The organism is Jeongeupia wiesaeckerbachi, assembly GCF_050916355.1.
GTDB lineage: Bacteria > Pseudomonadota > Gammaproteobacteria > Burkholderiales > Chitinibacteraceae > Jeongeupia > Jeongeupia wiesaeckerbachi.
The window spans coordinates 2317952-2342722 of sequence record NZ_CP136946.1 but is presented as its reverse complement, the minus strand read 5'-3'; the positions used below and the strand labels follow the sequence as shown (position 1 = coordinate 2342722).

19 protein-coding genes, 2 tRNA genes and 3 rRNA genes are annotated in these 24771 nt (G+C 61.4%); 1 reads left to right on the top strand and 23 read right to left on the bottom strand.

Translation table 11 applies throughout. The features are described from left to right. Positions 1-103 precede the first annotated feature (103 nt). From cydX to R0382_RS11310, 23 genes are all read right to left on the bottom strand, one after another. Positions 104-274: a cytochrome bd-I oxidase subunit CydX gene (cydX, locus tag R0382_RS11420; RefSeq protein WP_432719712.1), complete on the bottom strand. Its 171-nt coding sequence runs from the start codon at positions 272-274 to the stop codon at positions 104-106. An 11-nt stretch (positions 275-285) separates the two neighbouring features. Next, positions 286-1422 (bottom strand): cytochrome d ubiquinol oxidase subunit II, encoded by a 1137-nt coding sequence (cydB, locus tag R0382_RS11415; protein ID WP_432719711.1) that lies wholly within the window; start codon positions 1420-1422, stop codon positions 286-288. 10 nt (positions 1423-1432) lie between these two features. Further along, positions 1433-3007 (bottom strand): cytochrome ubiquinol oxidase subunit I, encoded by a 1575-nt coding sequence (locus R0382_RS11410; protein ID WP_432719710.1) that lies wholly within the window; start codon positions 3005-3007, stop codon positions 1433-1435. Then, positions 2991-3215 carry a cytochrome oxidase putative small subunit CydP gene (cydP, locus tag R0382_RS11405; protein WP_432719709.1) on the bottom strand — a complete coding sequence of 75 codons (225 nt, stop codon included), beginning with the start codon at positions 3213-3215 and terminating at the stop codon, positions 2991-2993. The genes R0382_RS11410 and cydP overlap by 17 nt, the downstream gene beginning before the upstream one ends. 2 nt (positions 3216-3217) lie before the next feature. Then, positions 3218-3766, bottom strand: coding sequence for a GbsR/MarR family transcriptional regulator (locus R0382_RS11400; RefSeq protein ID WP_432719708.1), 549 nt, complete (start codon positions 3764-3766; stop codon positions 3218-3220). Positions 3767-3905: 139 nt separating this feature from the next. Next, positions 3906-5276, bottom strand: a complete 1371-nt coding sequence (locus R0382_RS11395) for a lytic polysaccharide monooxygenase (RefSeq protein ID WP_432719707.1) — start codon at positions 5274-5276, stop codon at positions 3906-3908. A 261-nt stretch (positions 5277-5537) separates the two neighbouring features. Continuing rightward, positions 5538-5650, bottom strand: a 5S ribosomal RNA gene (gene rrf / locus R0382_RS11390). A 123-nt stretch (positions 5651-5773) separates the two neighbouring features. Next, positions 5774-8666, bottom strand: a 23S ribosomal RNA gene (locus R0382_RS11385). A 248-nt stretch (positions 8667-8914) separates the two neighbouring features. Then, positions 8915-8990: transfer RNA gene (locus tag R0382_RS11380), tRNA-Ala, on the bottom strand. 35 nt (positions 8991-9025) lie between these two features. Then, positions 9026-9102, bottom strand: a tRNA-Ile gene (locus tag R0382_RS11375). Positions 9103-9163: 61 nt separating this feature from the next. After that, positions 9164-10698, bottom strand: a 16S ribosomal RNA gene (locus R0382_RS11370). Together the 16S, 23S and 5S rRNA genes with 2 tRNA genes alongside form the textbook arrangement of a ribosomal RNA operon. A 569-nt stretch (positions 10699-11267) precedes the next feature. Then, a complete protein-coding gene (locus R0382_RS11365; RefSeq protein ID WP_432719706.1) occupies positions 11268-12311 on the bottom strand; it encodes an NADP(H)-dependent aldo-keto reductase in 1044 nt (347 codons plus the stop codon). Between the two features lie 86 nt (positions 12312-12397). Further along, positions 12398-13015 (bottom strand): glutathione S-transferase N-terminal domain-containing protein, encoded by a 618-nt coding sequence (locus tag R0382_RS11360; RefSeq protein ID WP_432719705.1) that lies wholly within the window; start codon positions 13013-13015, stop codon positions 12398-12400. A gap of 29 nt (positions 13016-13044) precedes the next feature. Then, positions 13045-13845: a class I SAM-dependent methyltransferase gene (locus R0382_RS11355; RefSeq protein ID WP_432719704.1), complete on the bottom strand. Its 801-nt coding sequence runs from the start codon at positions 13843-13845 to the stop codon at positions 13045-13047. An 8-nt stretch (positions 13846-13853) separates the two neighbouring features. Next, positions 13854-14672, bottom strand: coding sequence for an NADPH-dependent oxidoreductase (locus R0382_RS11350; protein WP_432719703.1), 819 nt, complete (start codon positions 14670-14672; stop codon positions 13854-13856). Between the two features lie 26 nt (positions 14673-14698). Continuing rightward, positions 14699-15505, bottom strand: a complete 807-nt coding sequence (locus R0382_RS11345; protein WP_432719702.1) for an ABC transporter ATP-binding protein — start codon at positions 15503-15505, stop codon at positions 14699-14701. Between the two features lie 63 nt (positions 15506-15568). Beyond that, positions 15569-16432 (bottom strand): ABC transporter permease, encoded by an 864-nt coding sequence (locus R0382_RS11340; RefSeq protein ID WP_432719701.1) that lies wholly within the window; start codon positions 16430-16432, stop codon positions 15569-15571. Between the two features lie 9 nt (positions 16433-16441). Continuing rightward, positions 16442-17287 (bottom strand): ABC transporter permease, encoded by an 846-nt coding sequence (locus R0382_RS11335; RefSeq protein ID WP_432719700.1) that lies wholly within the window; start codon positions 17285-17287, stop codon positions 16442-16444. A gap of 2 nt (positions 17288-17289) precedes the next feature. After that, the gene (locus tag R0382_RS11330; RefSeq protein ID WP_432719699.1) at positions 17290-18492 is read right to left on the bottom strand and encodes an MFS transporter; all 1203 of its coding nucleotides are present in this window, start codon (positions 18490-18492) and stop codon (positions 17290-17292) included. Continuing rightward, entirely contained in the window at positions 18489-19535 is a 1047-nt protein-coding gene (locus R0382_RS11325) for an ABC transporter substrate-binding protein (RefSeq protein ID WP_432719698.1), read from the bottom strand. The genes R0382_RS11330 and R0382_RS11325 overlap by 4 nt, the downstream gene beginning before the upstream one ends. A gap of 10 nt (positions 19536-19545) precedes the next feature. Continuing rightward, complete coding sequence (locus tag R0382_RS11320) at positions 19546-20607, bottom strand: ABC transporter substrate-binding protein (RefSeq protein ID WP_432719697.1); 1062 nt, start codon at positions 20605-20607, stop codon at positions 19546-19548. Between the two features lie 81 nt (positions 20608-20688). Then, positions 20689-21762, bottom strand: a complete 1074-nt coding sequence (locus R0382_RS11315) for an ABC transporter substrate-binding protein (protein ID WP_432719696.1) — start codon at positions 21760-21762, stop codon at positions 20689-20691. Between the two features lie 11 nt (positions 21763-21773). After that, positions 21774-23222 carry a hypothetical protein gene (locus tag R0382_RS11310; RefSeq protein WP_432719695.1) on the bottom strand — a complete coding sequence of 483 codons (1449 nt, stop codon included), beginning with the start codon at positions 23220-23222 and terminating at the stop codon, positions 21774-21776. Between the two features lie 509 nt (positions 23223-23731). Between R0382_RS11310 and R0382_RS11305 the strand changes: the two genes are divergently transcribed. Further along, positions 23732-24697: a TauD/TfdA dioxygenase family protein gene (locus tag R0382_RS11305; protein WP_432719694.1), complete on the top strand. Its 966-nt coding sequence runs from the start codon at positions 23732-23734 to the stop codon at positions 24695-24697. Positions 24698-24771 lie beyond the last annotated feature (74 nt).

Genomic DNA, 24771 nt, shown 5'->3' with positions numbered 1-24771 from the left:
CGTTTCAGTATCTGTCGAGTCTGCGGCCAATGCGAGGCAGCCACCGTGGGCTGAGGTCGCCAGCAATGAAAAAGCGGGCCGAAGCCCGCTTGCCTTGTCGGCATCAGTTCTGTTGTTTGCGCTTCCGGCGCTTGCCTTGGGCGTTCTTGAAGCGGTCGTTGACCTTGTCTTCGTAGTGCTCGCGGAAAGCGAAGTGGCTCTCCAGCCACATCACGTTGATGATGCCAAAAGCCAGCGCCGCGGCGAGGCCCAGTATCCAGGCGAAATACCACATCGTGGGGCTCCTCAGTAGCTTGTATGGGTTTCTTTGCGGATCCGGTCGATGGTGACCGTGCCGCGCATCACCCGGTAAACCCAGGTGGTGTAGATCGAGATCAGCGGCAGAAACACGATGACCACGCCAAGCATAATCCCCAGCGTTTTCTGGCTCGACACCGCGTCCCACACCGTCAGGCTGGAATTGAGGTCCAGCGACGACGGCAGCACGAACGGGAACAGCGCCAGTCCGGCCGTCAGGATGATGCCCGTGATCGCCAGCCCGCTGGCGAGGAAGGCCGGCCAGCGCCAGCGCAATGCCCCGGCCAAGGTCGCGAGCAAGGCACCGCCGATACCGGCCAGCGGCGCCAGCCAGGCCTGCGGCCACGCGTGGAAGTTCGCCAGCCAGCCGCCCTCGCCCACCTGCACCGATTTCGACAGCGGCGTGATCACGCCGTTGACGTCGCCCACCCCGGCCAGATGCAGCCCGGCCAGTTGCTTGACCCAAACGCCGCCCAAGGCAAACAGCAGCGCCGTGATCAGGCCGAAGGCAATGACCGCCGTACGGGCGCGGCGCTGGACCTCGGCATCGGTACGCAAGTGCAGGAAGGTCGCACCGTGCAGCAGCAACATCGACAAGGACACGACGCCGCAGAACAAGGAGAACGGGTTGAGCAAGGCGAAGAAGCCCGCGCCGTAGCTGACGCGCATCGTGTCATCGAACTGGAACGACAGCCCGACAAACAGGTTGCCGATCACCACGCCGCAGAGGATAGCCGGCACCAGCCCGCCGACGAACAAACCCCAGTCCCATGTCGTGCGCCAGCGCGGATCGGCCACCTTGCTGCGGTAGTCGAAACCGACCGGTCGAAGGAACAGCGCGAACAGCAGCAACATGAAGGCGATGTAGAACACCGAAAAAGCCGCCGCATACACCAGCGGCCATGCGGCAAAAATCGCGCCGCCGGCGGTGATCAGCCAGGTCTGATTGCCTTCCCAGGTCGGGCCGATCGCGTTGATCGCGACCCGGCGCTCCTCGTCGTTCCTGCCGACGAAGGGCAAGAGCGCCGCGGTGCCGAGGTCGAAGCCGCCAGTCAGCGCAAAGCCGATCAGCAAGGCGCCGTTCAGCCCCCACCAGATCAGCTTGAGCGTTTCGTAATCAATCATCGTGCACTCCTCAGGCCGATTGCGGCTGTGCGGCGGTGGTTTCGCGGAAATAACGGCCGGTATGCAGGCTCGACGGGCCGAGGCGGATGTACTTGAGCATCAGATACATCTCGACCGCGAACAGCAGCGAATAAATGCCCATCAGGCCGATCAGGCTGAAGTGCAACTGGCTCGCGTCCAGCGCCGATGCCGAGAGTCGCGTCGGCAGGATGCCCGAAATCGTCCACGGCTGGCGGCCGTATTCGGCAACGAACCAGCCGCACTCGATCGCAATCCACGGCAGCGGAATCGACCAGACGGCGAGCTTGAGCAGCCAGCGCTGCGGCGCGAGATTGCGGCGCGCCAGGAAGTAGAACGACGCGGCAAAGATGAACAGGAACCACATGCCAAGGCCGACCATGACCCGGAACGACCAGTACAGCGGCGCAACCTGCGGGATCGTGTCGTTGGCGGCGGACTTGATCTGCGCCTCGGTCGCGTCGACGACGTTCGGCGTGTACTTTTTCAACAGCAGACCGAAACCCAGATCCTTTTCATGCGCGGCGAACTGCGCCATGACGGGCTCGCTCTTGTCGCCGGCCTTCATCTTGGTCAGCGCATCATAGGCCTGCATGCCGCTGCGAATACGCACCTCATGCTCGACCTTCAGGTCCTTGATCCCGGTGACTTCCTTGTCCAGCGATCGCGTGGCAATCAGTCCCAGCACATACGGAATCTTCACCTCGTAGTGGTTGCGCTCGTTTTCCTGATCCGGAATCGCGAACAGGTTGAACGATGCCGGTGCCGGCTGGGTTTCCCATTCGGCCTCGATCGCCGCCATCTTGACCTTCTGCACTTCGCCGGCGGTATAGCCCGATTCATCGCCGAGCACGGCCACCGACAAGGTCGCCGCCAGACCGAAGCCGGCCGCGATCGCGAACGAGCGCAAGGCAAAACCGGTATCACGCGCCTTCAACAGATACCAGGCCGATACACCGAGCACGAACATCGACGCGGCAACGTAGCCGGCGGCAACCGTATGGACGAACTTGACCTGCGCCACCGGGTTGAAGAACACCTCGCCCAGGCTGGCGAGCTCCATCCGCATGGTTTCGGGGTTGAACACCGCACCGACCGGGTTCTGCATCCAACCGTTGGCAATCAGAATCCACAAGGCCGACAGGTTCGAGCCGAGCGCCACGAGGAAGGTCACGCATAAATGCTGGCCTTTCGATAACCGGTCCCAGCCGAAGAAGAACAGGCCGACAAAGGTCGACTCAAGGAAGAACGCCATCAGCCCTTCGATCGCCAGCGGCACACCGAAGATGTCGCCCACATAGTGCGAGTAATACGCCCAGTTGGTGCCGAACTGGAACTCGAGCGTGATCCCGGTCGTCACGCCCATGGCGAAGTTGATGCCGAACAACTTGCCCCAGAAGCGGGTCATGTCCTTGTAGACCTGCTGGCCAGTCATCACATAGACCGACTCGCAGATCACCAGGATCCAGGACAGGCCCAGCGTGAGCGGCACAAACAGGAAGTGGAACATCGCGGTCAGGCCAAATTGCAGCCGCGAGAGCTCCACCACATCAGCGGCGGGTAGCATTCGTGTTGTCTCCAGGGACGGTTGAGCGGGTTTCTGTGGCGGCCGGTTGCCCCAGCAACTGCTGGCTGATCGCGGCATCCGGAACGGTCATCTTTTTGGCCAGCGGTGCAGAGAACCATAGTCTCCAAGCACCATAGAGCAGCAAGCACTTGATCAACAGCATGATGGTGATCTCCATCCACAACGGCAGGCCGGTTCTGCGCTTCATCGTTACTCCTTGCCGCCGAGGCGAAGGCGCTCGGCCATCTCCAGCAGTTTGGTCACGCGGGCGCCCAGTTGCATGAGCTTTCGCAGCGTCTCTGGCGACAGGCGTTGCACCTCATCGAACCAGCCTGTGGTCATTTCGATCAGATCGTGCATTTCGCGCATGCGCGACTGGGCATGACGCTCGTCTTCATCCTGCGCGCTCTCGAGCAGCGCATCGCGCAGCAGCGACAGCGTCGGCTCGATTTCACGGCTGCGTTTTTCCTCAGTCAGCGTCCGGAAGATCTCCCAGACGTCCTTCGGCGTTTCAAAGTACTCGCGGCGATCGCCTGTCTGATGCAGCAAGCGCACCAGATGCCAGGCCTGCAACTCTTTCAGGCCCATGCTGACATTGGAACGTGAAAAACCAAGTGCTTCGCCGATCTCGTCGGCATTGAGCGGTTTCGACGACAAAAACAGCAAGGCATAGATCTGCCCGACGGTGCGGTTTACGCCCCAGCGGCTGCCCATTTCCCCAAAGTGAAGGACAAAACGTTCGGTCAGCGGTGACATCATTCCAGCAGTTCCTGTATTTTCAGTACTTCCTGAAATTATAAAACAAACTTGATCTCGAACAAATTCCCCAAAACCTCAAATTGCCGGTTCAAACAAAAAAAGCCCTCCACACGGGAGGGCTTGAACAGCATCAAACGGTTTAGTTGCAGTTACCAAGGTCCTGCCACACGCCCCACTGGCCCGATTTGCTCGGGTCTTCACCCGCGGTCCACCACTTGTTCTTGTAGTTGTGGCCAAGGTAGCTGACGGTGCTACCTGGATTGGCATACGTCGCACTGGCGCTCCACGCTGCGGCGCAGGTCGAAGACGGCGTCGGCGTCGGAACTGGGGTCGGAACCGGCGTCGGAACTGGGGTCGGAACTGGGGTCGGAACCGGGGTCGGAACCGGCGTCGGAACCGGCGTCGGAACTGGGGTCGGAACCGGCGTCGGAACTGGGGTCGGAACCGGCGTCGGAACCGGGGTCGGAACCGGCGTCGGAACCGGGGTCGGAACCGGGGTCGGAACCGGAGTCGGAACCGGAGTCGGGGCTGGCGTCGGCGTTGGGGTCGGAACGGTCACACCCGCAATATCGATCGCATAGGTGTACGACTTGCCGTCGAGCGAGTAGACGCGGTTGGTCGTTGCGTTCGTCTCGGGTACCACCGCACCGCCGCTATTGAGCACGCCGGCGACAACGTAACGCGAAACGCTGTTGATCGCCTTCGCCAGGTAATAGGGCCAGTTTGCCGCCACGAACATTTCGGCACCGGTCACGCTATCCCAGCTCATGACCGCGCTGATCGACTCCAGGTCGGCGCCATTGGCATCAAACAGGCGGAAGGTAACCTTGGTATCCGATTTCAGGTTCTGGGATGCACGAATCTGCCCCAGTTCCTTATAGATCGACGCAACGGCCGAGAAACGGACGTCAGAGCACGAATAGAATGCTTCGGCACTGTCGGAGCGCTGCCAGGTGTTGTAGATGATATGCGCGCCGGTCTTGTTCTTCGGCAGCGGGCAAGTCAGGTGGTAGCGCTTGGTCGCGTCGGGTGCAACATTGCCCAGTTCGCAAAACTTCTCCAGGTCGCTCCACTTCAGCGGCTGGTTCTGATTCCAGCCGTCTTTGGTCACGTAGAACACCCAGTTCTTCGTCGCATGGGTGGCCGGGGCGTTGTAGATGAACTCGAAATTGCCACTGGCATCCGGAGCCACCGGTGTGCTCACCCAATCGGTACGCGCTAGATTCAGCCCGGCATAGTTCGATTTGCCGCCGCCGCACAATTGACCATCCGGCACAAAGGCCTGGTGATTGCCATTGGGCAGCTGATTCACACCGCTCCAGTCGTACAGCATCTGCGGGCCGGAGATCGCCACCGCCGCTTGGCAAGCCGCCGATTGCGGCGCTTCAGGACCTTCCTTGAAGCAGTTCAATACACGGCTGATCGGCGTTTCCATTGAGCCATGTGCATAGCTCAGATTCGGCACCAGTGAAAAAAACGGCAAAAACAACGCGCTCCAATACAACTTCATTCTCATCTCCTCCAGGCTTTATTCAGGCTGCACAGCAGAACCAGGCATCGACAACCTGCCGGGTTTGCTTGCCATCTTGATTAGCTTTCAAAATCATGAACTTAGACTTTGAAAGCGAGACAATCTAGCACTGGGAGGGGAAATAGTTCAAAGCCATACGGCGCCGTCAAACGGCAAGCCAAAGGCACGAATAGGAATGCTATCGCGCGCCCGCAAAGCAAAAACCCCCTGCAGCGTAGCTGCAGGGGGTTTGCATGGGGAGTCTGGCGATGACCTACTTTCACACGGGAACCCGCACTATCATCGGCGCTGAGTCGTTTCACGGTCCTGTTCGGGATGGGAAGGCGTGGGACCAACTCGCTATGGTCGCCAGACGTAACTGGTGGAGTTACGACTGTATTAGTCATATCTCTGAATTCGATAGAAGAAGCAATGACTCGGGTTTGATATTTTACGAGCCTTGTCGCAACACACCCGAACCACGCGGTTCAGGTTATAGGATCAAGCCTCACGGGCAATTAGTATCGGTTAGCTTAACGCATTACTGCGCTTCCACACCCGACCTATCAACGTGGTGGTCTTCCACGACCCTTCAGGTGGCTCAAGGCCACAGGGAAATCTCATCTTGAGGCTAGTTTCGCGCTTAGATGCTTTCAGCGCTTATCTATTCCGCATTTAGCTACCCGGCGATACCACTGGCGTGATAACCGGTACACCAGAGATGCGTCCACTCCGGTCCTCTCGTACTAGGAGCAGCCCCCCTCAAATTTCCAACGCCCACTGCAGATAGGGACCAAACTGTCTCACGACGTTTTGAACCCAGCTCACGTACCACTTTAAATGGCGAACAGCCATACCCTTGGGACCGGCTACAGCCCCAGGATGTGATGAGCCGACATCGAGGTGCCAAACTCCGCCGTCGATGTGAACTCTTGGGCGGAATCAGCCTGTTATCCCCGGAGTACCTTTTATCCGTTGAGCGATGGCCCTTCCATACAGAACCACCGGATCACTATGTCCTGCTTTCGCACCTGCTCGACGTGTCAGTCTCGCAGTCAAGCTACCTTGTGCCATTACACTATCAGTACGATGTCCGACCGTACCTAGGTAACCTTCGAGCTCCTCCGTTACACTTTGGGAGGAGACCGCCCCAGTCAAACTGCCTACCATGCACGGTCCCCGATCCGGATAACGGACCAAGGTTAGAACCTCAAAGGGGTCAGGGTGGTATTTCAAGGACGGCTCCACTGAAACTAGCGTTCCAGCTTCAAAGCCTCCCACCTATCCTACACAAACCACTTCAAAGTCCAATGCAAAGCTACAGTAAAGGTTCACGGGGTCTTTCCGTCTAGCAGCGGGGAGATTGCATCTTCACAAACACTTCAACTTCGCTGAGTCTCAGGAGGAGACAGTGTGGCCATCGTTACGCCATTCGTGCGGGTCGGAACTTACCCGACAAGGAATTTCGCTACCTTAGGACCGTTATAGTTACGGCCGCCGTTTACCGGGGCTTCGATCAAGAGCTTGCACCCCATCAATTAACCTTCCGGCACCGGGCAGGCGTCACACCCTATACGTCCACTTTCGTGTTAGCAGAGTGCTGTGTTTTTGATAAACAGTCGCAGCCACCTTTTCACTGCAACCTCTTCAAGCTCCACGAGCAAGTCGCTTCACCCTACAGAGGCACACCTTCTCCCGAAGTTACGGTGTCAATTTGCCGAGTTCCTTCTCCTGAGTTCTCTCAAGCACCTTAGAATTCTCATCCTGCCCACCAGTGTCGGTTTGCGGTACGGTCAATTCTGAGCTGAAGCTTAGTGGCTTTTCCTGGAAGCATAGGATCAATCACTTCAGTGCCAATGGCACCTCGTCATCACGCCTCAGTGTTAACAGGGATCCGGATTTGCCTAAACCCCCCACCTACACGCTTAAACCACCTATTCCAACAGATGGCTGACCTACCTTTCTCCGTCCCCACATCGCACTCAGAATCGGTACAGGAATATTAACCTGTTTCCCATCGACTACGCTTTTCAGCCTCGCCTTAGGGGCCGACTCACCCTACGCCGATTAACGTTGCGTAGGAAACCTTGGGCTTTCGGTGAACGGGCTTTTCACCCGTTTTAACGCTACTCATGTCAGCATTCGCACTTCCGATACCTCCAGCAACCTTTACAAGTCACCTTCACAGGCTTACGGAACGCTCCCCTACCATATGTGCCTAAGCACATATCCGCGTCTTCGGTTATCAATTTGAGCCCCGTTACATCTTCCGCGCAGGACGACTCGACCAGTGAGCTATTACGCTTTCTTTAAATGATGGCTGCTTCTAAGCCAACATCCTGGCTGTCTATGCCTTCCCACCTCGTTTTCCACTTAATTGATCATTTGGGACCTTAGACGGCGGTCTGGGTTGTTTCCCTCTTGACACCGGACGTTAGCACCCGATGTCTGTCTCCCAAGCTCGCACTTAACGGTATTCAGAGTTTGCCATGGTTTGGTAAGTCGCGATGACCCCCTAGCCATAACAGTGCTTTACCCCCGTTAGTGATACTTGAGGCACTACCTAAATAGTTTTCGGGGAGAACCAGCTATTTCCAAGTTTGTTTAGCCTTTCACCCCTATCCACAGCTCATCCCCTAATTTTGCAACATTAGTGGGTTCGGACCTCCAGTGCGTGTTACCGCACCTTCATCCTGGCCATGGATAGATCACTTGGTTTCGGGTCTACGCCCAGCAACTAATCGCCCTATTCGGACTCGGTTTCCCTACGCCTCCCCTATTCGGTTAAGCTCGCTACTGAACGTAAGTCGCTGACCCATTATACAAAAGGTACGCAGTCACGGAACAAGTCCGCTCCCACTGTTTGTATGCATCCGGTTTCAGGATCTATTTCACTCCCCTCCCGGGGTTCTTTTCGCCTTTCCCTCACGGTACTGGTTCACTATCGGTCGATCACGAGTATTTAGCCTTGGAGGATGGTCCCCCCATGTTCAGACAGGATTTCTCGTGTCCCGCCCTACTTGTCGTACGCTTAGTACCACGATGGTCTTTTCGTATACGGGGCTATCACCCACTATTGCCGGCCTTTCCATGCCGTTCTACTAAGACTACCGCTATCACGTACAGGCTCTTCCCATTTCGCTCGCCACTACTTTGGGAATCTCGGTTGATTTCTTTTCCTCCGGCTACTTAGATGTTTCAGTTCGCCGGGTTCGCCTCACATGACCTATGTATTCAGTCATGGATACACCAAAAGGTGTGGGTTTCCCCATTCGGATATCTGCGGATCAAAGCTCGTTTGCCAGCTCCCCGCAGCTTTTCGCAGGCTGCCGCGTCCTTCATCGCCTGTGATCGCCAAGGCATCCACCAGATGCACTTAGTCGCTTGATCCTATAACCTCAAACACGTAGTTCAAGATTACAAGTTGTGTTTGCGACTTCGAATTCTCTCGAATTCAAAACTCGATGCAATCAAACCCATTCATTACTGAATAAATTTGAGTTTTGCTTCTTCTATCTTGTTAAAGAGCGATACAGAGAATAAATTCTCGTCCAACTGAAACAGTCAGAATTAAAACCACTGACAATCGCCAATGCCTTTAATACTGAGTCCTTCCAGACTAAACCACACAAAAGTAGTGGTGGAGGCAGACGGGATCGAACCGACGACCCCCTGCTTGCAAAGCAGGTGCTCTCCCAACTGAGCTATGCCCCCATCGGATCAAACTGTTTGTCCATCCGCAAAGCAAATGGTGGGTCAAGCTGGAATCGAACCAGCGACCCCCGCCTTATCAAGACGGTGCTCTAACCGACTGAGCTACTGACCCAGTTCTCCGTATCTCTAACGTACAGCCGATGAGTGTGAATGCTTAATGAGGCATTATCTTTAAAGGAGGTGATCCAGCCGCAGGTTCCCCTACGGCTACCTTGTTACGACTTCACCCCAGTCATGAATCCTACCGTGGTAACCGGGCTCCCGAAGGTTACCCTAGCTACTTCTGGTAAAACCCACTCCCATGGTGTGACGGGCGGTGTGTACAAGGCCCGGGAACGTATTCACCGCGACATGCTGATCCGCGATTACTAGCGATTCCGACTTCACGCAGTCGAGTTGCAGACTGCGATCCGGACTACGATTGGTTTTATGGGATTGGCTCCACCTCGCGGCTTCGCGACCCTCTGTTACCAACCATTGTATGACGTGTGAAGCCCTGGTCATAAGGGCCATGAGGACTTGACGTCATCCCCACCTTCCTCCGGTTTGTCACCGGCAGTCCCATTAAAGTGCTCAACTGAATGGTAGCAACTAATGGCAAGGGTTGCGCTCGTTGCGGGACTTAACCCAACATCTCACGACACGAGCTGACGACAGCCATGCAGCACCTGTGTTCTAGCTCCTTACGGCACTCCCAAATCTCTTCGGGATTCTAGACATGTCAAGACCAGGTAAGGTTTTTCGCGTTGCATCGAATTAATCCACATCATCCACCGCTTGTGCGGGCCCCCGTCAATTCCTTTGAGTTTTAACCTTGCGGCCGTACTCCCCAGGCGGTCTACTTCCCGCGTTAGCTGCGTTACTAAGCTCCGAAAAGCCCAACAACTAGTAGACATCGTTTAGGGCGTGGACTACCAGGGTATCTAATCCTGTTTGCTCCCCACGCTTTCGTCCATGAGTGTCAGTATCAGCCCAGGGGGTTGCCTTCGCCATCGGTGTTCCTCCGCATCTCTACGCATTTCACTGCTACACGCGGAATTCCACCCCCCTCTGCCGTACTCTAGCGAGCCAGTCAGCAATGCAGTTCCCAGGTTGAGCCCGGGGCTTTCACATCGCTCTTAACAAGCCACCTGCGGACGCTTTACGCCCAGTAATTCCGATTAACGCTTGGACCCTACGTATTACCGCGGCTGCTGGCACGTAGTTAGCCGGTCCTTATTCTTCAGGTACTGTCATCCCCGACCCGTATTAGGGGCCAGGATTTCCTCCCTGACAAAAGGGCTTTACAACCCGAAGGCCTTCTTCACCCACGCGGCATTGCTGGATCAGGCTTTCGCCCATTGTCCAAGATTCCCCACTGCTGCCTCCCGTAGGAGTCTGGGCCGTGTCTCAGTCCCAGTGTGGCGGGTCGTCCTCTCAGACCCGCTACTGATCGTTGCCTTGGTAGGCCTTTACCCTACCAACTAGCTAATCAGCCATCGGCCGCTCCAATAACGTGAGGTCTTGCGATCCCCCACTTTCCCCCTCAGGGCGTATGCGGTATTAGCTTGCCTTTCGGCAGGTTATCCCCCATTACTGGGCACGTTCCGATGTATTACTCACCCGTTCGCCACTAACTTGCGGAGCAAGCCCCGCAAATCCGTTCGACTTGCATGTGTAAAGCATGCCGCCAGCGTTCAATCTGAGCCAGGATCAAACTCTTTCGTTTAATCACTGAATAATTGCGCACTTGCGTTAACTCAAAGAATTCGCCCAAGCACCGAAGCGCTCAAGCCAGTTCTATTTCATTAAGTGCAAGTACTTGATGCACTCATCAAGCACTCACACTCATCGGCTGTAATTTGTTAAAGATCGCTTGCTTCTGAACACTTCGCTCGGTAAACTCAGCGGGTTTCGCTTCGTTTCTTTCGCTGCGTCATCAGCAGAGAACGCAACTTTAAGCACTTCCCCTCCCCCCGTCAACACCCCGACCGAAAGAATTTCACGCCGAACCGATAAACCGTTGATCGAACAGCGAAATTTATTCAGACCCAAACCCAACATCCCCGCCACACCGCCGCCAGCACCGCTGCAAAGCTGACAAACCCATGCCGTTCGCATGAAATCCGTCAGTTTTGGCCTCGTTCACTGCGCCCTGCCCCGCCCAAAACCGTTCAAACCGCCCCCGCCAGCCCGTCCAGCACCGTCCGTCCCGGGTTCACCGCGCCCAAAAGCACAACGGGCGGCCTGACGGCCGCCCGTTGTTTGCATCTCTTATATATATAGGCAACCCCGCGATCACGGTGCCGGGCTGGGGTGCCGCGTATGGATGGCCTCGATTTCCTGCAACGCGACCTCACCCAGCTTCACGTCGATGCTGTCGATGTTTTCCTTCAACTGGGCCAGCGTCGTTGCACCGATGAGGTTGCTGCTGGTGAACGGCCGGCTGTTGACGAAGGCGAGCGCCAGATGGCTGGGCGAGATGCCGAGCCGTCCGGCCAGCGCCACATAGTCACGCGTCGCGGCTTCGGCTTGCGGATTGGTGTAGCGCGCAAAGCGTTCGTAAAGGCTGAGCCGTGCGCCTTGCGGCTTTGCGCCGTCGAGGTATTTGCCGCTCAGCACACCAAACGCCAGCGGCGAATAGGCCAGCAAGCCGACATCATCGCGGTGGCTGAATTCGCTCAGGCCGATCTCGAAGGTGCGGTTCAACAGGTTGTACGGGTTCTGGATGCTGGCCACGCGCGGCAGCCCGAGCCGATCGGCCGCGTTGAGAAAGCGCGACAGTCCCCACGGCGTTTCATTGGAAACACCGATTGCCCGCACCTTGCCGGCCTTGATGAAGCCGGCCAGCGCGTCGAGCGTCGCCTCGATCGCAACGGTCTCCTCGCCGTCGACCCATGGATAACCAAGGCGACCAAAGGTGTTGGTGCTGCGATCGGGCCAGTGCAGTTGATACAGATCGACGTAATCGGTTTGCAGCCGCTTGAGGCTGGCGTCGAGCGCGCGTTGCAGATTGGCTGCGGTAAAGCCGCCCGCAGGGATGTGGTTCGGCTGGTGCGCCTGACGAACCGGGCCGGCGGCCTTGGTCGCGAGAATGATCTCGCTGCGCCGCCCGTGCCCGGCAATCCAGCTGCCGATGTATTGCTCGGTCCGACCCTGCGTTTCCGGCCGGGGCGGCACCGGGTACATCTCGGCGGCGTCGAGCAGATTGATGCCGCGTTCCAGCGCGTAATCAATCTGCGCATGCGCCTCGGCTTCGGTGTTCTGCTCCCCCCAGGTCATCGTTCCCAGCCCGATCAGGCTGACCTCCAGGCCGCTACGGCCCAACTTTCGGTGTTCCATACACTCCTCCCGACACAAGCGGCGGCACGGTGCCGCGGCGGTGCTTCAGTTGTTTGTCGACTTGTATATATAGATGCGCTGCCGGATTACTCGGTTTCGGCGGCCAGCGCCGCCTGTACGCTGGCGCGGGCCAGATACGCCTCGCGAAAGCGGTTCAGTGCGTCGAAGCCCGCGAAATCCGGGCCTAGCCGGGAGATCCAGCGGACGAACACACCGAGATAAGCGTCAGCGATGGTGAAACGATCGCCAACAAGCCAGTCCCGGCCCTGCAGATGGCGATCGATATGCGCGACCGCAGCGTGCAGTGTGCGTGCCGATTGCTGCCGGATACCATCATGCGTGGCCGGATCGGCCGAGTAGCGTTCGGGCCGGTTGACCTGGCGGAAACCGGCCGCGTGGATCTCGGTACCGATGTAGCCGATCCAGCCCTGGATCTGCGCGCGTTCAGCGCTGCCGGCCGGTGCGAACAGCGGCGTTCCCGGCTGCAGATCGGCCAGATACGGCAGGATGGCCGAGTTCTCGGTAATGACCACGCCGTCATCGAGTTGCAGCGCCGGCACGCGGCCGAGTGGATTGACCGCGTGGATCGGTGACTCGGCGCTGCGCAGTGGCACCCGGACGACGTCGATCGGCAAGCCAAGCTCGCGAATGACGACGTGTGCGCCGAACGAACACGCCTCACGCGCGATGAAAAGTTTGCTCATGATTGCTCCTTGGAAAGGCAGGCTCCGGCCTATGCCGGTTTGTGGGCCAGCGCGAACAACAAATTGCGGTGCAGCAGGATGCCGTCCGCGTCGCGATGAAGCTTGAGCCGGGCGTCGAGCGCGGCAAGCAGGCCGTCGCGTACGTCCGGCAGGAATTCGCCGAGGAAATTGCCGAACGAGCTGGCCTGGCTGAAGACGCGAACCGCATCGGCGTCGACAAAGCGGTCGGCAAACCGGCGCAGGCGGACATCGTCGACATGAAAGCCGGCGGCTTCGAGCTGGACGGCGAGTTCGGCGAAGCTCACCGGATGCGGCGTACTGCCGCTACCGCTACGCCGGCCGAGCCCGGCTTGCGCCAGCACGTCGGAAACCAACTGCTGCACATCGTGCGGCCGCTCGCGGCTGGCGCTGCTGATGGCGATCCGGCCGCCGGGGCGCAGCACCCGCCACGCCTGTCGCAACACTGCGTCCTTGTCCGGCAGCCAGTGATAAACGCTGTTGAGAATCACGGCGTCGAAGGCGCCAGCGGCGAAGCGCGACAGATCCTCGGCACGGCCGACTTCGGCCTGGTGCCACGGCGACGCGCGCCTGCGGGCGATGTCGACGCGCAGCGGCAGCGGTTCGATACCGACGACGCGCCCGGTCGGGCCGACATGGTGACGTGCGGCCAGTTCGCTCAGCCGGCCAGTGCCGGCGCCCAGATCAAGCAGGCTTTCGCCGGGCCTGAGTTGCAGCGCGTTCAGCAGGTGCTGGCCGTGCTCGTATTGCAGATCGCTGACCGCGTCGTACTGCTCGGCCAGCTCCAGCGTATCGAGGGCAAGACTGGGCATGCTGTTCCTTAGTTGTCGATGAAAAAGCCGAGTGCTTCGATCTGCTCGCGCAGCCGGTCACGGCCGTACAGCGTTTCCGGGCCCCGCACCCGTGCAACCGAATGCGCCGACCACGCCTGCGGCGGCAGGCCCTGCGCGGTGTAGAAGCGCCGCATCACCGTGTCGTACACGTCGACGGCGGCCTGCTCCGGACTGACGGCATAGCGTTCGCGATGCAGCACCGCCGACTGCGGCAGCCGCGGCTTGATCGCGGCCGGGCGCGTCGGGTCCGGACGGCCGATAACGAGACCGAACACCGGCGCGACCTTGGCCGGCAGTGCGAGTTCGGCGGCGACCTGGTCGATCTGATTGCGGATCGCGCCGATGTAGACGGTGCCGAGGCCGAGCGACTCGGCCGCATTGACGACGTTCTGCGCCGCCAGCGCCGCATCGATCACGCCCATCAGGAAAGAGTCGAGGTAATCGAGCCCGGCCACCGGCTCGCCCAGTTGGGCGCCGAGTCGTTCGAGCCTTGAGAGGTCGGCCAACCAGACCAGCAGCAGCGGCGCATCGCGGATGTGCTGCTGGCCACCGGTCCAGTCGGCAAAGCGGTAGCGGCGTTGCTGATCCTCGACCGCGACGACGCTCCACGCCTGCAGATTGGACGAGCTCGGCGCCGATTGCGCTGTGGCAATCAGCGTTTCGAGCGTGCCCGGCGGCAATGCGTCGGGCAGGAAGGCGCGGACCGAGCGGTGGCCGAGCAGGCTTTCAAGCACGGCGTTGCCGTCGACACGGACATCCTGTTCGCTGCCGTAACGGGCATGAAGCAACTGGAAAAGTTCGCTCATCGTGTTCTCATCTCCGGGACTTGGGATTACCAGGCAAACACGTAGTCGCCGAACGGCCGCGCGACCGGTTCGATCAGCTGCGGTTTGGGCTCGTGGCCGAATTCCGACAGCACGTCGTCCTTGATCGCGACGAAGGCCGGATCGGCGCGGTTGCGCGGATGCGGCAGCGCCACCGGCACGATGCGCTTGATCCGCCCCGGGCGCGGCTGCAGCACGATGACGCGATCGGCGAGGAAGGTCGCCTCCTCGACGTCGTGGGTCACCAGAATCATCGTGATGCCCTCCTGTTGCCAGATCCGGCGCAGCTCGGCCTGCAGATTGGCGCGCGTCAGCGCGTCAAGCGCGCCGAACGGTTCATCCAGCAGCAGCACGCCCGGCCGGTTGACGAGGCCACGGGCAATGGCGACACGCTGGCTCATGCCGCCGGACAGCTGGTACGGGTAAGCGGTTTCGAAGCCCTTGAGGCCGACGAGGTCGAGGTGGTCGGCGATCGTTTGCTTGCGCTCCGCCTGCGAGAGCGGCGAGTTTTCCAGCGCCAGGCCGACGTTCTGCTCGACCGTCAGCCACGGAAACAGCCGATGCTCCTGAAAGACGATGCCGCGATCGAGGCTGGTGCCGCTGATCTGTTCGCCGTCGATGCGGATCTGGCCGCGGTAGTCGTCGTCGAGGCCGATCACCAGCCGCAGCAGCGTCGATTTGCCGCAACCCGAGCTGCCGACGATGGCGACGAATTCGCCCGGCTGGATGTGCAGATTGATGTTGTCGAGGACGTCGAGCTGTTCGCCCTTGACGCTGTATTGTTTGCCGACGTGGGCCAGGCTAAGCGTGCTCATGGATTACCCCTTTATGTGGATCGGACATGGGTCGGTGGATCGACCGGACAGCGCCGGGTGACGTCAGGCGCTGCGATTGCGCCACTTGAGCGCGCGGTGTTCGAGACGGACGGCCAACTGGTTCAGCGCCGCGCCGATGCTGCCGACGACGACCAGGCCGAACAGCACCGAGCCCATATTGAAATGCTCGCGGCCATCGATCATCGAATTGCCGACGCCGTAGCCGGACTTGAGGAAATACTCGGCGCCGATGGTCGCCAGCCACGCATAGATCAGCGCCAGATGCAGGCCGGTGAAGATCTGCGGGCTGGCCGCCGGCAGGATCACCCGGCGCCACAGCTGCAGCCGGCTGAAACCGTAGACGCGGGCGACCTCGGCGTAATCGCGGTTGACGCTGCGTATGCCCTCGAAGGTGTTGATCGCCACCGGGTAGAACGCCGCCAGCGAGATGAACACCACCTTGGCCGGCTCGCCCATGCCGAACCAGACCGAGATCATCGGTATCCACGCGAACAGCGCGATCTGCTTGACCGCGTTGAAGCTCGGCGCCACCAGCAGTTCGGCCAGCCGCGATGTGCCGAGCAAGGTGCCGAGCGCAAAGCCGGCCAGACCGCCGATGGTGAAACCGGCCAGATCGCGCGAGATGCTCGCCGTCAGATCCCAGAAGAAACCGCCGTTGAAGACCTGATGCAGCCCTTCGATCAGCACCGCGCCGGGCGGCGCCAGTACCTCGGTATTGGCCAGTTTGAAATGCGTGACGCCCCACCACAGCGCCAGCACCAGCAGCGGCAGCACAAAACCGCGCCAGTCGCGCTGCCACAGAAAGCGCAGGCCGCGTTGCAGCACGCCGGGCCGGGCCTCGTGCTGCGTGGCCGGTACTTCGTCGCGGATGATGGCCGGATCGGTTTCCAGAATCGGATAGCTCATGTCGGTTCCTTAGAAAGCAGCGCGCCGCCAGCGCAGCAAACGGGTTTCGATGATTTGCAGCAGCAAGTCGATGGCGAGGCCGACCACGCCGATGACGACCATGCACGCCATCACCACGTCGAGCTGGAACAGCTGGCGCCCCCAGACCATCTGGTAGCCGATGCCCTCGCTCGACGCGAGCAGCTCGACCGTGACCAGCGACAGCCAGGCATTGGTCAGCCCGTAGCGGAAGCCGTTGAACAGGCTCGGCAAGGTCGACGGGAAGATCACCTTCAGCCACAGCTGGCGCGGGTTGAAGCGGTAGACGCGCGCCACCTCGAGATAGGCCTGCGGAATATTGCGGATGCCCTGCTGGGTATTGATCGTGATCGGCACCGCCGCCGCCTTGGCGATCACGAGGATCTTCATCGCCTCGCCAATGCCGACCAGCATGATCAGGAGCGGAATCCAGCCCAGCACCGGCACTTCGGAAATCGCCTTGAAGCTCGGATAAAGATACGCCTCGGCGGTTTTCGACAGCCCCATCGCGACGCCAAGCGCCAGCCCGATGATCAGCGCGGCCGAAAAGCCCCAGGCAACGCGGGACAGGCTGATGGACAGATTCGCCCACAGCTCGCCCGAATCCCACAGCTCGACCAGCGTGCTCCAGACCAGCGTCGGCGCCGGCAGGATCTGCTGCGCGACCCAGCCGTTGAGCGTGGCGGCATGCCACAGCGTCAGCACCGCCAGCGGCAGCAATAGCGCCAGCGCGCCGCGCCAGACCCGGTTGCGCAAGCCAGCCAGCACTTGCGCCAGCCCGGACGGGGCGCCCGAGGTCGCCAGCCCTGGCGCGGGCAGCGTTTCGGTCAAAGACATGATCAGACTCCTTGTACAAGAACAGCATCGCGGCGCGCGAGCACGCGCCAGGCGAACCAGAGGAAACACGGAACGAAACAGAGGAAGAGCGGCTGCAGGCCAAACAGCTCGCCGAGCACGCCGCCGGCAACGCTGCCGAACAGGCCGCCGGCCGGGCCGACCAGCGCCATCAGGCCGGCGACCTTGCCGCGACCGAGCCGCGCGCCGATCCGGGCGAAGCGCGCCAGGTTGGCGATCTGCTGGATGCCCAGCCCCAGCCCGAGCAGCGGCGCGCCCAACCACAGCCATGCCGGCGCATGCGCCAGGCCGATCAGCAGCAAGCCGGCCGACGCCAGCGTGAAACCGGCCAGATAGAAACGCGCCTCTCCCAGCCGTGGCAGCCCGGCGCCGAGCACGAAGAGCGCGGCGATATAGAAGGCGCCCTGCACCGAAATCAGTCCGGCGGCATGCGATGCACCAAGGCCGAAACCGTGGACGGCGATCGCGACGATGAAAAAGCTGTAATACATATGCACCGCGCCGCCGACGAACTCGATCACGCTGACGTCGCGCAGCGATGCGTCGTCGGCCAGCAGCGCCAGCTGGCCGCGCAGCTCGCGCCAGCTCAGCGACCGCGGCGCATCGGCGCGGTAGCGCGCCGGGCCGAACACCAGCGGCGCCAGCAGCACCGCCGCGACAAAGGTCGCGCCGATCAGCCAGTAGCTCGCGGCAAAACCGATCCACTCGACAAGGCCTGCCGCCAGCACCGGGCCGAGCAGGAACATGCCGAGCATGTGCGAGCCACGGAACCAGCCGGCCTTGGCCTCGCCGACGCGTTCGAGTTGCTGCATGAACACCGTGTTCAGCGACACGAAGCGCAGCGGCATCACGAAGCTGACCAGCGCCGTGCACGCCAGCAGCCACGGCACCGAGGCAAAAAGCGGCACCGCCAGATAGACCAGCCCGACCAGCACGCAGCCGATGCGGAACAGCCGGCCCGGCCCGTACTGGTCGACCATCACGCCGACGGCCAGGCTCATGAACAGGATGCCGATGCTCTGCGCGCCGGCAATCAGCCCGAAGCTGGTGGCGCTGGCGCCGAGCGACAGCGCGTACAGCGACGTCGTGACCTTGGCGAGGCCGACGCTGATGCCGGCGGTCGACGTCAGCAGCACGAAGCCGAGCAGGAAGCGATGCCGGGCGACAAAGGCTTGCAAGGAATTCACGCCGCCCCCTTGCCGTCGGCCGCCAGCGGCGTCCAGAACTGCTCGCGCTGCTGCGTCTTCAGCGCCTCGCGCAGATACTGCGGCGCGATCCACGCGTCGACGTCGATGTCCTTGCGGATCAGGCCGAACTGCCGCGCTGAACGCACTGCGTCACGGTAGTGGGCGTAGAAGAACGGGTCGAGCAAGGGCGTCAGCCGCTGCTTCAGCGTGTCGGGCTGGTAATCGCGTCGCCACGCCGACACCGGCACGCCGGCGCGCGCCCAGGCGGTGAAGACCTGTTCGCGGTTGGCCTCGTCGCTGACCCACGCAGCGTTGGCGACCAGCGTCGACACGAACTTCTGCACCAGTTGCGGATGGCCTTGCTCGAACGCCGCGTCGACCAGCAGATGGGTATGCGCCGCCAGCAGCGGATCGCGCCGGGTGTCGGCGATGATGCGCACGATGCCGCGCTCCTGCAGCGCCAGCGCGTTCACCGGCAGATAGACGCCGTCGACGTCGCCGGCGGCGAGCGCCGCCAGTGTCGTTGCGGCATCCATATTGATGGTCTTGAAATCGCGCTCGGAAAGACCGCGCTGTGCGGCGATCCGGTTGAACGCCAGCTGCTGCGTCGTGCCCTTGAACAGCGCCAGCCGCTGGCCCTTGAGATCGTCGAGCGACGCTGCCTTCGACTTCACCGGCACCACCAGATAATTCGGCGCCAGCCTGCTGTCGCCGAGCAGGATGCGCGTCTTCAGGCCGCCGGCCTTGCCGGTGATCGCCGCCAGATCGCCCTGCCAGATGAAATCGAGCTGGCGATTGGCCAGTGCCTCGTTCGCCGCCGGGCCGGCGCCCTTGAAGAACACCCACTCGACCTTGATGCCATCGGGCTTGAACGCGGCCTCGAGCACGCCGCGTTGCTGCGCGATCGCGGTTGCCGCGCCGCCGAAGGTCGGCGGGCTGCCGCTGGCGCCGGTCGAGACGCCGACACGGAGCACCGCCGGGTTGGCGGCCTGCACCAGCGCCGATGCGGCGGCGAACAGCAGCGAGACAAGGACGCGTTTCATCGTCATGACCTCACTTGGCCGCGAGCTTGGGCTTGCCGGCCACGTTCAGCTCGGCCCAGTAGCCTTCAAGCTTCTGCTCTTTCAGCGCCTGCTTCAGGTACTTGGGCTCGAACCACTGGTCGATGTCGATATCGCCGCGCACCAGCTTGAACTTCTTCGCCAGCGCCAGCGAATCGCGGTAGTGGGCGTAGAAGTTGTCGTCGAGCAGCGGGCTCTGGCGCTCACGCAGCGAGGTGCCTTCGTAATCACGCTTGAACGCCGAGTAAGGCGTGCCCGACTTGGCCCATTGCTGGAACACCTGGTCGCGGTTCTTCTCGTCGCCGATCCACGCCTGCGTCTTGACGACGACGTTGACGAAACGCTGGACGATCTCCGGATACTGTTTCTCGAAGTCCTCGGTCACCAGCACATGGCTGGTCAGGCCGAATTCCGGGCTGGTCTTCTGGATCACCCGGGCGATGCCGCGATCGACCAGCGGAAAGATATCGGCGCCGAACAGGCCGCCGTCGATGTCCTTGGTCGCAATCGCCGCCTGCGTGGTTGCGGTATCCATATTGATGGTGCGGAAATCGCGTTCGGTCAGGCCTTTCTGATCGAACACCCGCGCCAGCTGCAGCTGGCCGGCCGTACCCTTGAACACCGCCAGCTTCTTGCCTTTCAGATCGTCGATATTCTGCTCGTTGCCACCGGTCGGCACGGCGATATAGCCGGGGCCGTTGCGCGTCTGCGCGACGATGATCCTGGACTTCAGCCCGCTGGAGCGGCCGACCAGCGAGGCCATGTCGCCCTGGAAGATGAAGTCGAGCAGCTTGTTGGCCAGCGCCTCGTTGGCGGCCGGGCCGGCGCCCTTGAAGTAGTTCCACTCGACCTTGATGCCGTCCTTGCGGAACTCCTCCTCGATCTCGCCGCGGCTGGCGACAATGCCGATGGTGCTGCCGCCAACGACCGGGCGATTGCCGGTGCCGACCTGCGAAACGCCGATGCGGATGACCTTCGGCGCGGGGGCGGCGATGGCGTCGGTGCCGAGCGCGAACGCCAGCGCGACGGCGGCAAAACGGAACAGTGCTTTCATGCTTTCCTCTCCTGCGATGGATGTAGCGCCTTGTGGGCGCCATCGGTCTGTCCGGGCCGCTTGGGCCCGGCTTGGCGGTGCTTATTTTTTGGGTGCGCCCTTGGCGTCGTTGTCGGGCCAGTAGCTTTCGAGCTTCAGATCACGCAGCGCCTGCCGCTGGTACTTGGGTTCGAGCCAGGCATCGATGTCGACATCGCCGCGGACGAGCTTGAATTTCTTCGACAGCGCCAGCGCATCGCGGTAGTGCTGGACGAAGTAATCGTCGAACAGCGGCGAAAGCCGCACGCGCAGCGGCGTGCCGTCGTAGTCCTGCTTCCACGCGCTGTACGGCACGCCGGATTTGCTCCATTGCTGCAGCACCTGCTCGCGGTTCTTGTCGTCCGACGCCCACGCCGCCTGCTTGACCAGCGCGGTGACGACGCGCTGGGTCAGTTGCGGGTACTTCTTCTCGAAATCCTCGGTGACGAGGAAGTGCGTCTGCCGCGCGAGATTCGGTGCCTGGCCCTTGGTCGTGTAGACGATGCGGGCGATGCCGCGATCGACGAGGCCGTAGACCTCGGCGCCGAACCAGCCGGCGTCGATGTCCTTGGTCGCGATCGCCGCCTGTGTCGTCGCCGAGTCCATATTGATCGACTTGAAATCGCGCTCGGACAGACCGCCGCGCGCATCGAGCACCTTGGCGACGACGAGCTGGGCGTTGGTGCCCTTGAACAGCGCCACCTTGCGGCCCTTCAGGTCATCGATCGATTTCGCGGTCGAATCGGCCGGCACCGCCAGATAAGCAGTGCCGCGCGTGCCGTCGGCAATCAGCAGCCGGGTTTTCAGTCCGCCGGCCTTGCCGATCAGCGATGGCAGGTCGCCCTGCCAGGCGAAATCGATCAGCTTGTTCGCCACCGCCTCGTTGACCGCCGGACCGGCGCCCTTGAAGAAGTTCCACTCGATCTTGATGCCGTCGGCCTTGAACTCCTCCTCGAGCACCCCTTTGACGTTGGCGAGCGCGACCGACGAGCCGCCGAATACCGGCCGGTTGCCGGTGCCGACCGAGGCGACGCCGATGCGGATCACCGTCGGCTTGTCGTCGGCACGGGTCACGGCCGGCAGCGACAGGCTCATGGCCAGTGCCAGCGCGGAGAGGAGAAACTGTCTGCGTATCATCGAATCTCTCCTTAGAAACCGAACTGGAACTGGGCGAGGAAATCGCTGTACGAGAGGTTCTTCGCCTTGTCGTCGGTGTAATTGACGTTGAGCTGGAATTTGGTCGTCTGGGCGAAGAACACATTCAGGCCCGCCGTGTAGACGGTCGACTCGTCGCTCTGCTTGTCGGTATTCGGATCGAAGCGGTCGTAACGGAAGAAGGGCTGGTAGGACTTCGGCCACCAGTCGTCGTAACGGCCCTGGGCGCGGAAGCCCTTCACGAACTGTTCGCCGATGTTGTAGAAGAGGGTCGCTGTGTGCGAATCGCTCTTGATCGACGCGACCTTGGTATTGGCCGCCGTCGTGCCGCTGGTGGTGTCGTCGCGGCCCTGGATGTATTCGTAGGTGACGCCGAACGGCTCGTGGTTGTAGGTCACGTCGAGCCCGTAGCGGACGCGGTCGCCGGTGCCGACCAGGGTGCTGCTGCCCGGGACGAAGAGATTAGCCTTGCCGCGGTAGAACGAACCGCCGACGGTGAGCTGACGCCACCACGAGTTGTAATCGGACGGCACGGTGAACGCGAGCCGGCCGACCCAGTCCTTGGCGCTGTTGTTGTCCGAGGTATTCGGGCCGTTGCCGTTGACGACGCCGAAGGCGTAGCTGATCAGCGGTGCGCGATAGTTGTAGCCGTAGTCGACCACCGGATCGAAATCGCCGCGGGCGATCAGGCCGATCTGCCGTTGTGCCAGGCCGAGCCGGGTGGTGAACTGGGCGTTCAGGATGACCGGCTTCAGGTCTTCGGTCGCCGGCACTTCAAGGCCGAACGGCAGCAGCTGCTGACCGAAGGCGATATCGAGCCGCGGCGTCGCCGGGTCGATGGTCGGCAGCACCGAATAGGTCAGATAGGCATCGAGCAGGTTGAGGAAGCTGTTGTTGCTCGCCGTCTGCTGCGACGCACCGGCCGAAAGCCGGTAGCCGAGGTTGCGGCCTTCGTCGTAATCCTTGTACAGGTTGCCGGTGAACGCGAGGATCGCCGTCGGCACGTCGAAGCTCGAATTGCGGTCGTTGACGACGCCGGCCGGCGTGGCGGCCGTGGCATTGGTTTCCTGCGTCGAATACGCGGCGCGCGCCTGGATCGTACCGCCGACGTTCAAGGCCCGCGTGCTGGTCGCCGTCGCGGTATCGCGGTCGCGCTGGACCTGATACTTGAAGTTCTCAAGGTCGGCCTGCACGCCCTGCAGATCTTCGCGCGTTGCCGGTGTGCCTGCGGCATCGCCGGCGGCGACCGCAGTCGCGGCCGGCGCCGACGGAGCGGCCTTGCTGGCCTGCGCATTCTGGTCGAGCTGCTGCTGCAAGGCGTCGACCGCCTTCTTCAAGGCTGCAATCTGCTTTTGCAGCTCTTCGTTGCTCGGCGCGGCGGCATGGCCGACGCTGGCCAGCGCCAGCAATCCGGCGCCCAGCCAATATCTGTGCTGTTGCATGGTGATCTCCCTGATCTGGATGCGCATCCCTATGCAGGAATGTCGTCGGATCCATATAAGCGAAATGCATGCCAGATATTTTCATTAGAAAAATAAGCAATAAGAACGACGCGCAGAATCCCGTGAAACGGTACTGACAAACGTCCGGAACACCGCACGGAAGCGCGCTGTGTCTGCAAGCGCACACGCAGCGACAGCCAGCGAGGCAACGCAGCCAGTCCCCGGGAACATCGCTCGCTCAACAGATCGCCACTGCGGGTTTCGCAGCACATGCCTGCAGCAGCCTGCTGCGAAATCAACACGCGCCGCCCCACCGCGCACTGCTGCAAATCCAGCAGCGCTGTTGGCCGAGCTGTGCGGATTTCAACAGCGCCCGGATGGCGGCGAACGCCGAAAAAGCGTGCAAATGGCGTCGTTGCTCATTTGGTTGTGTTTGGCACGCTTTTCGCTGAAGGCCTGGTACTGATCGCTTGCCCCACCGCACGGCGATCGCATCCAGGGAGAACCGCATGACCGCCGTACCACCGCTCACCAGCCAGCTCTCGCGTGCCTTTCATGCCTTGAACGCCGCCGGCCGCCCCGACGCCATCCAGCCGCCGTCCGAGATCCGCATCCGCAAGAACATTGGGGCGCTCGGCGCCATCGTCGAGGGCCTGGACGCCAACCGGCCGCAAGCGGCCGAAACCCTCCTCAAGCTCAAGCAGGCGCACCACGAACATTTCATCCTGATCTTCAAGAACCAGCAGCTGTCGGAAGAAGCGCTGCTGACCTTCGCGACCTATTTCGGCTCGGTGTTCAATCCGCCCGAGGACGTGCCGGTACTGGCGTCGAGCGACGGCGGCAAGACACCGGACGTGGTGCCGGTCTCGAATGCGCCCGGCGGCTATACCGGCAACGGCGAGCTGACGCCGCACGCCGACCACCAGTGGACGCCGATTCCGTCGGCCGGCTCGCTGCTGCATGCGGTCGAACTGCCGAGCACCGGCGGCGACACCAGCTTCTACAACATCCACCAGGCGTACGAAGACCTCGACGCCGATACCAAGGCGCAGATCGCCGGGCTGCAGCACATCACCTACAACCCTTTCCTGCGCATCGTCGACAACGCCCGCCGCGCCCAGCGTGGTCAATCACCCGAATGGCCGGCGTACCGGACGCCGGATCGCGAAGCGCTCGGCCCCGGCTTCCCGGCGCCGCTGGTGCGCACCCATCCCGAGAGCGGCAAGAAGGTGCTGTGGCTGTCGACGCATACCGAGGATGAAGTCCTCGGCATCGACCCGGCCGAGGGCGAAGCACTGATCGCCAAACTGCGCGCGCACATCCAGCAGCCGCAATACCGCTACGAGCACAAGTGGACGCTCGGCGACATCGTGTTCTGGGACAACCGCGCGACGCTGCATTCGCGCACCGCCTTCCCCGAAACCGAACGCCGCGTGCTGAAGCGAGTGAGCCTCGCCGGTTCACGCCCTTTCTGATTCCGGTTTGCCTTCGGGCGCATGCCTTTGTCGGCGGCGCTGCGCGGGACCTCGCCGTAGCCCAACTACGGCTT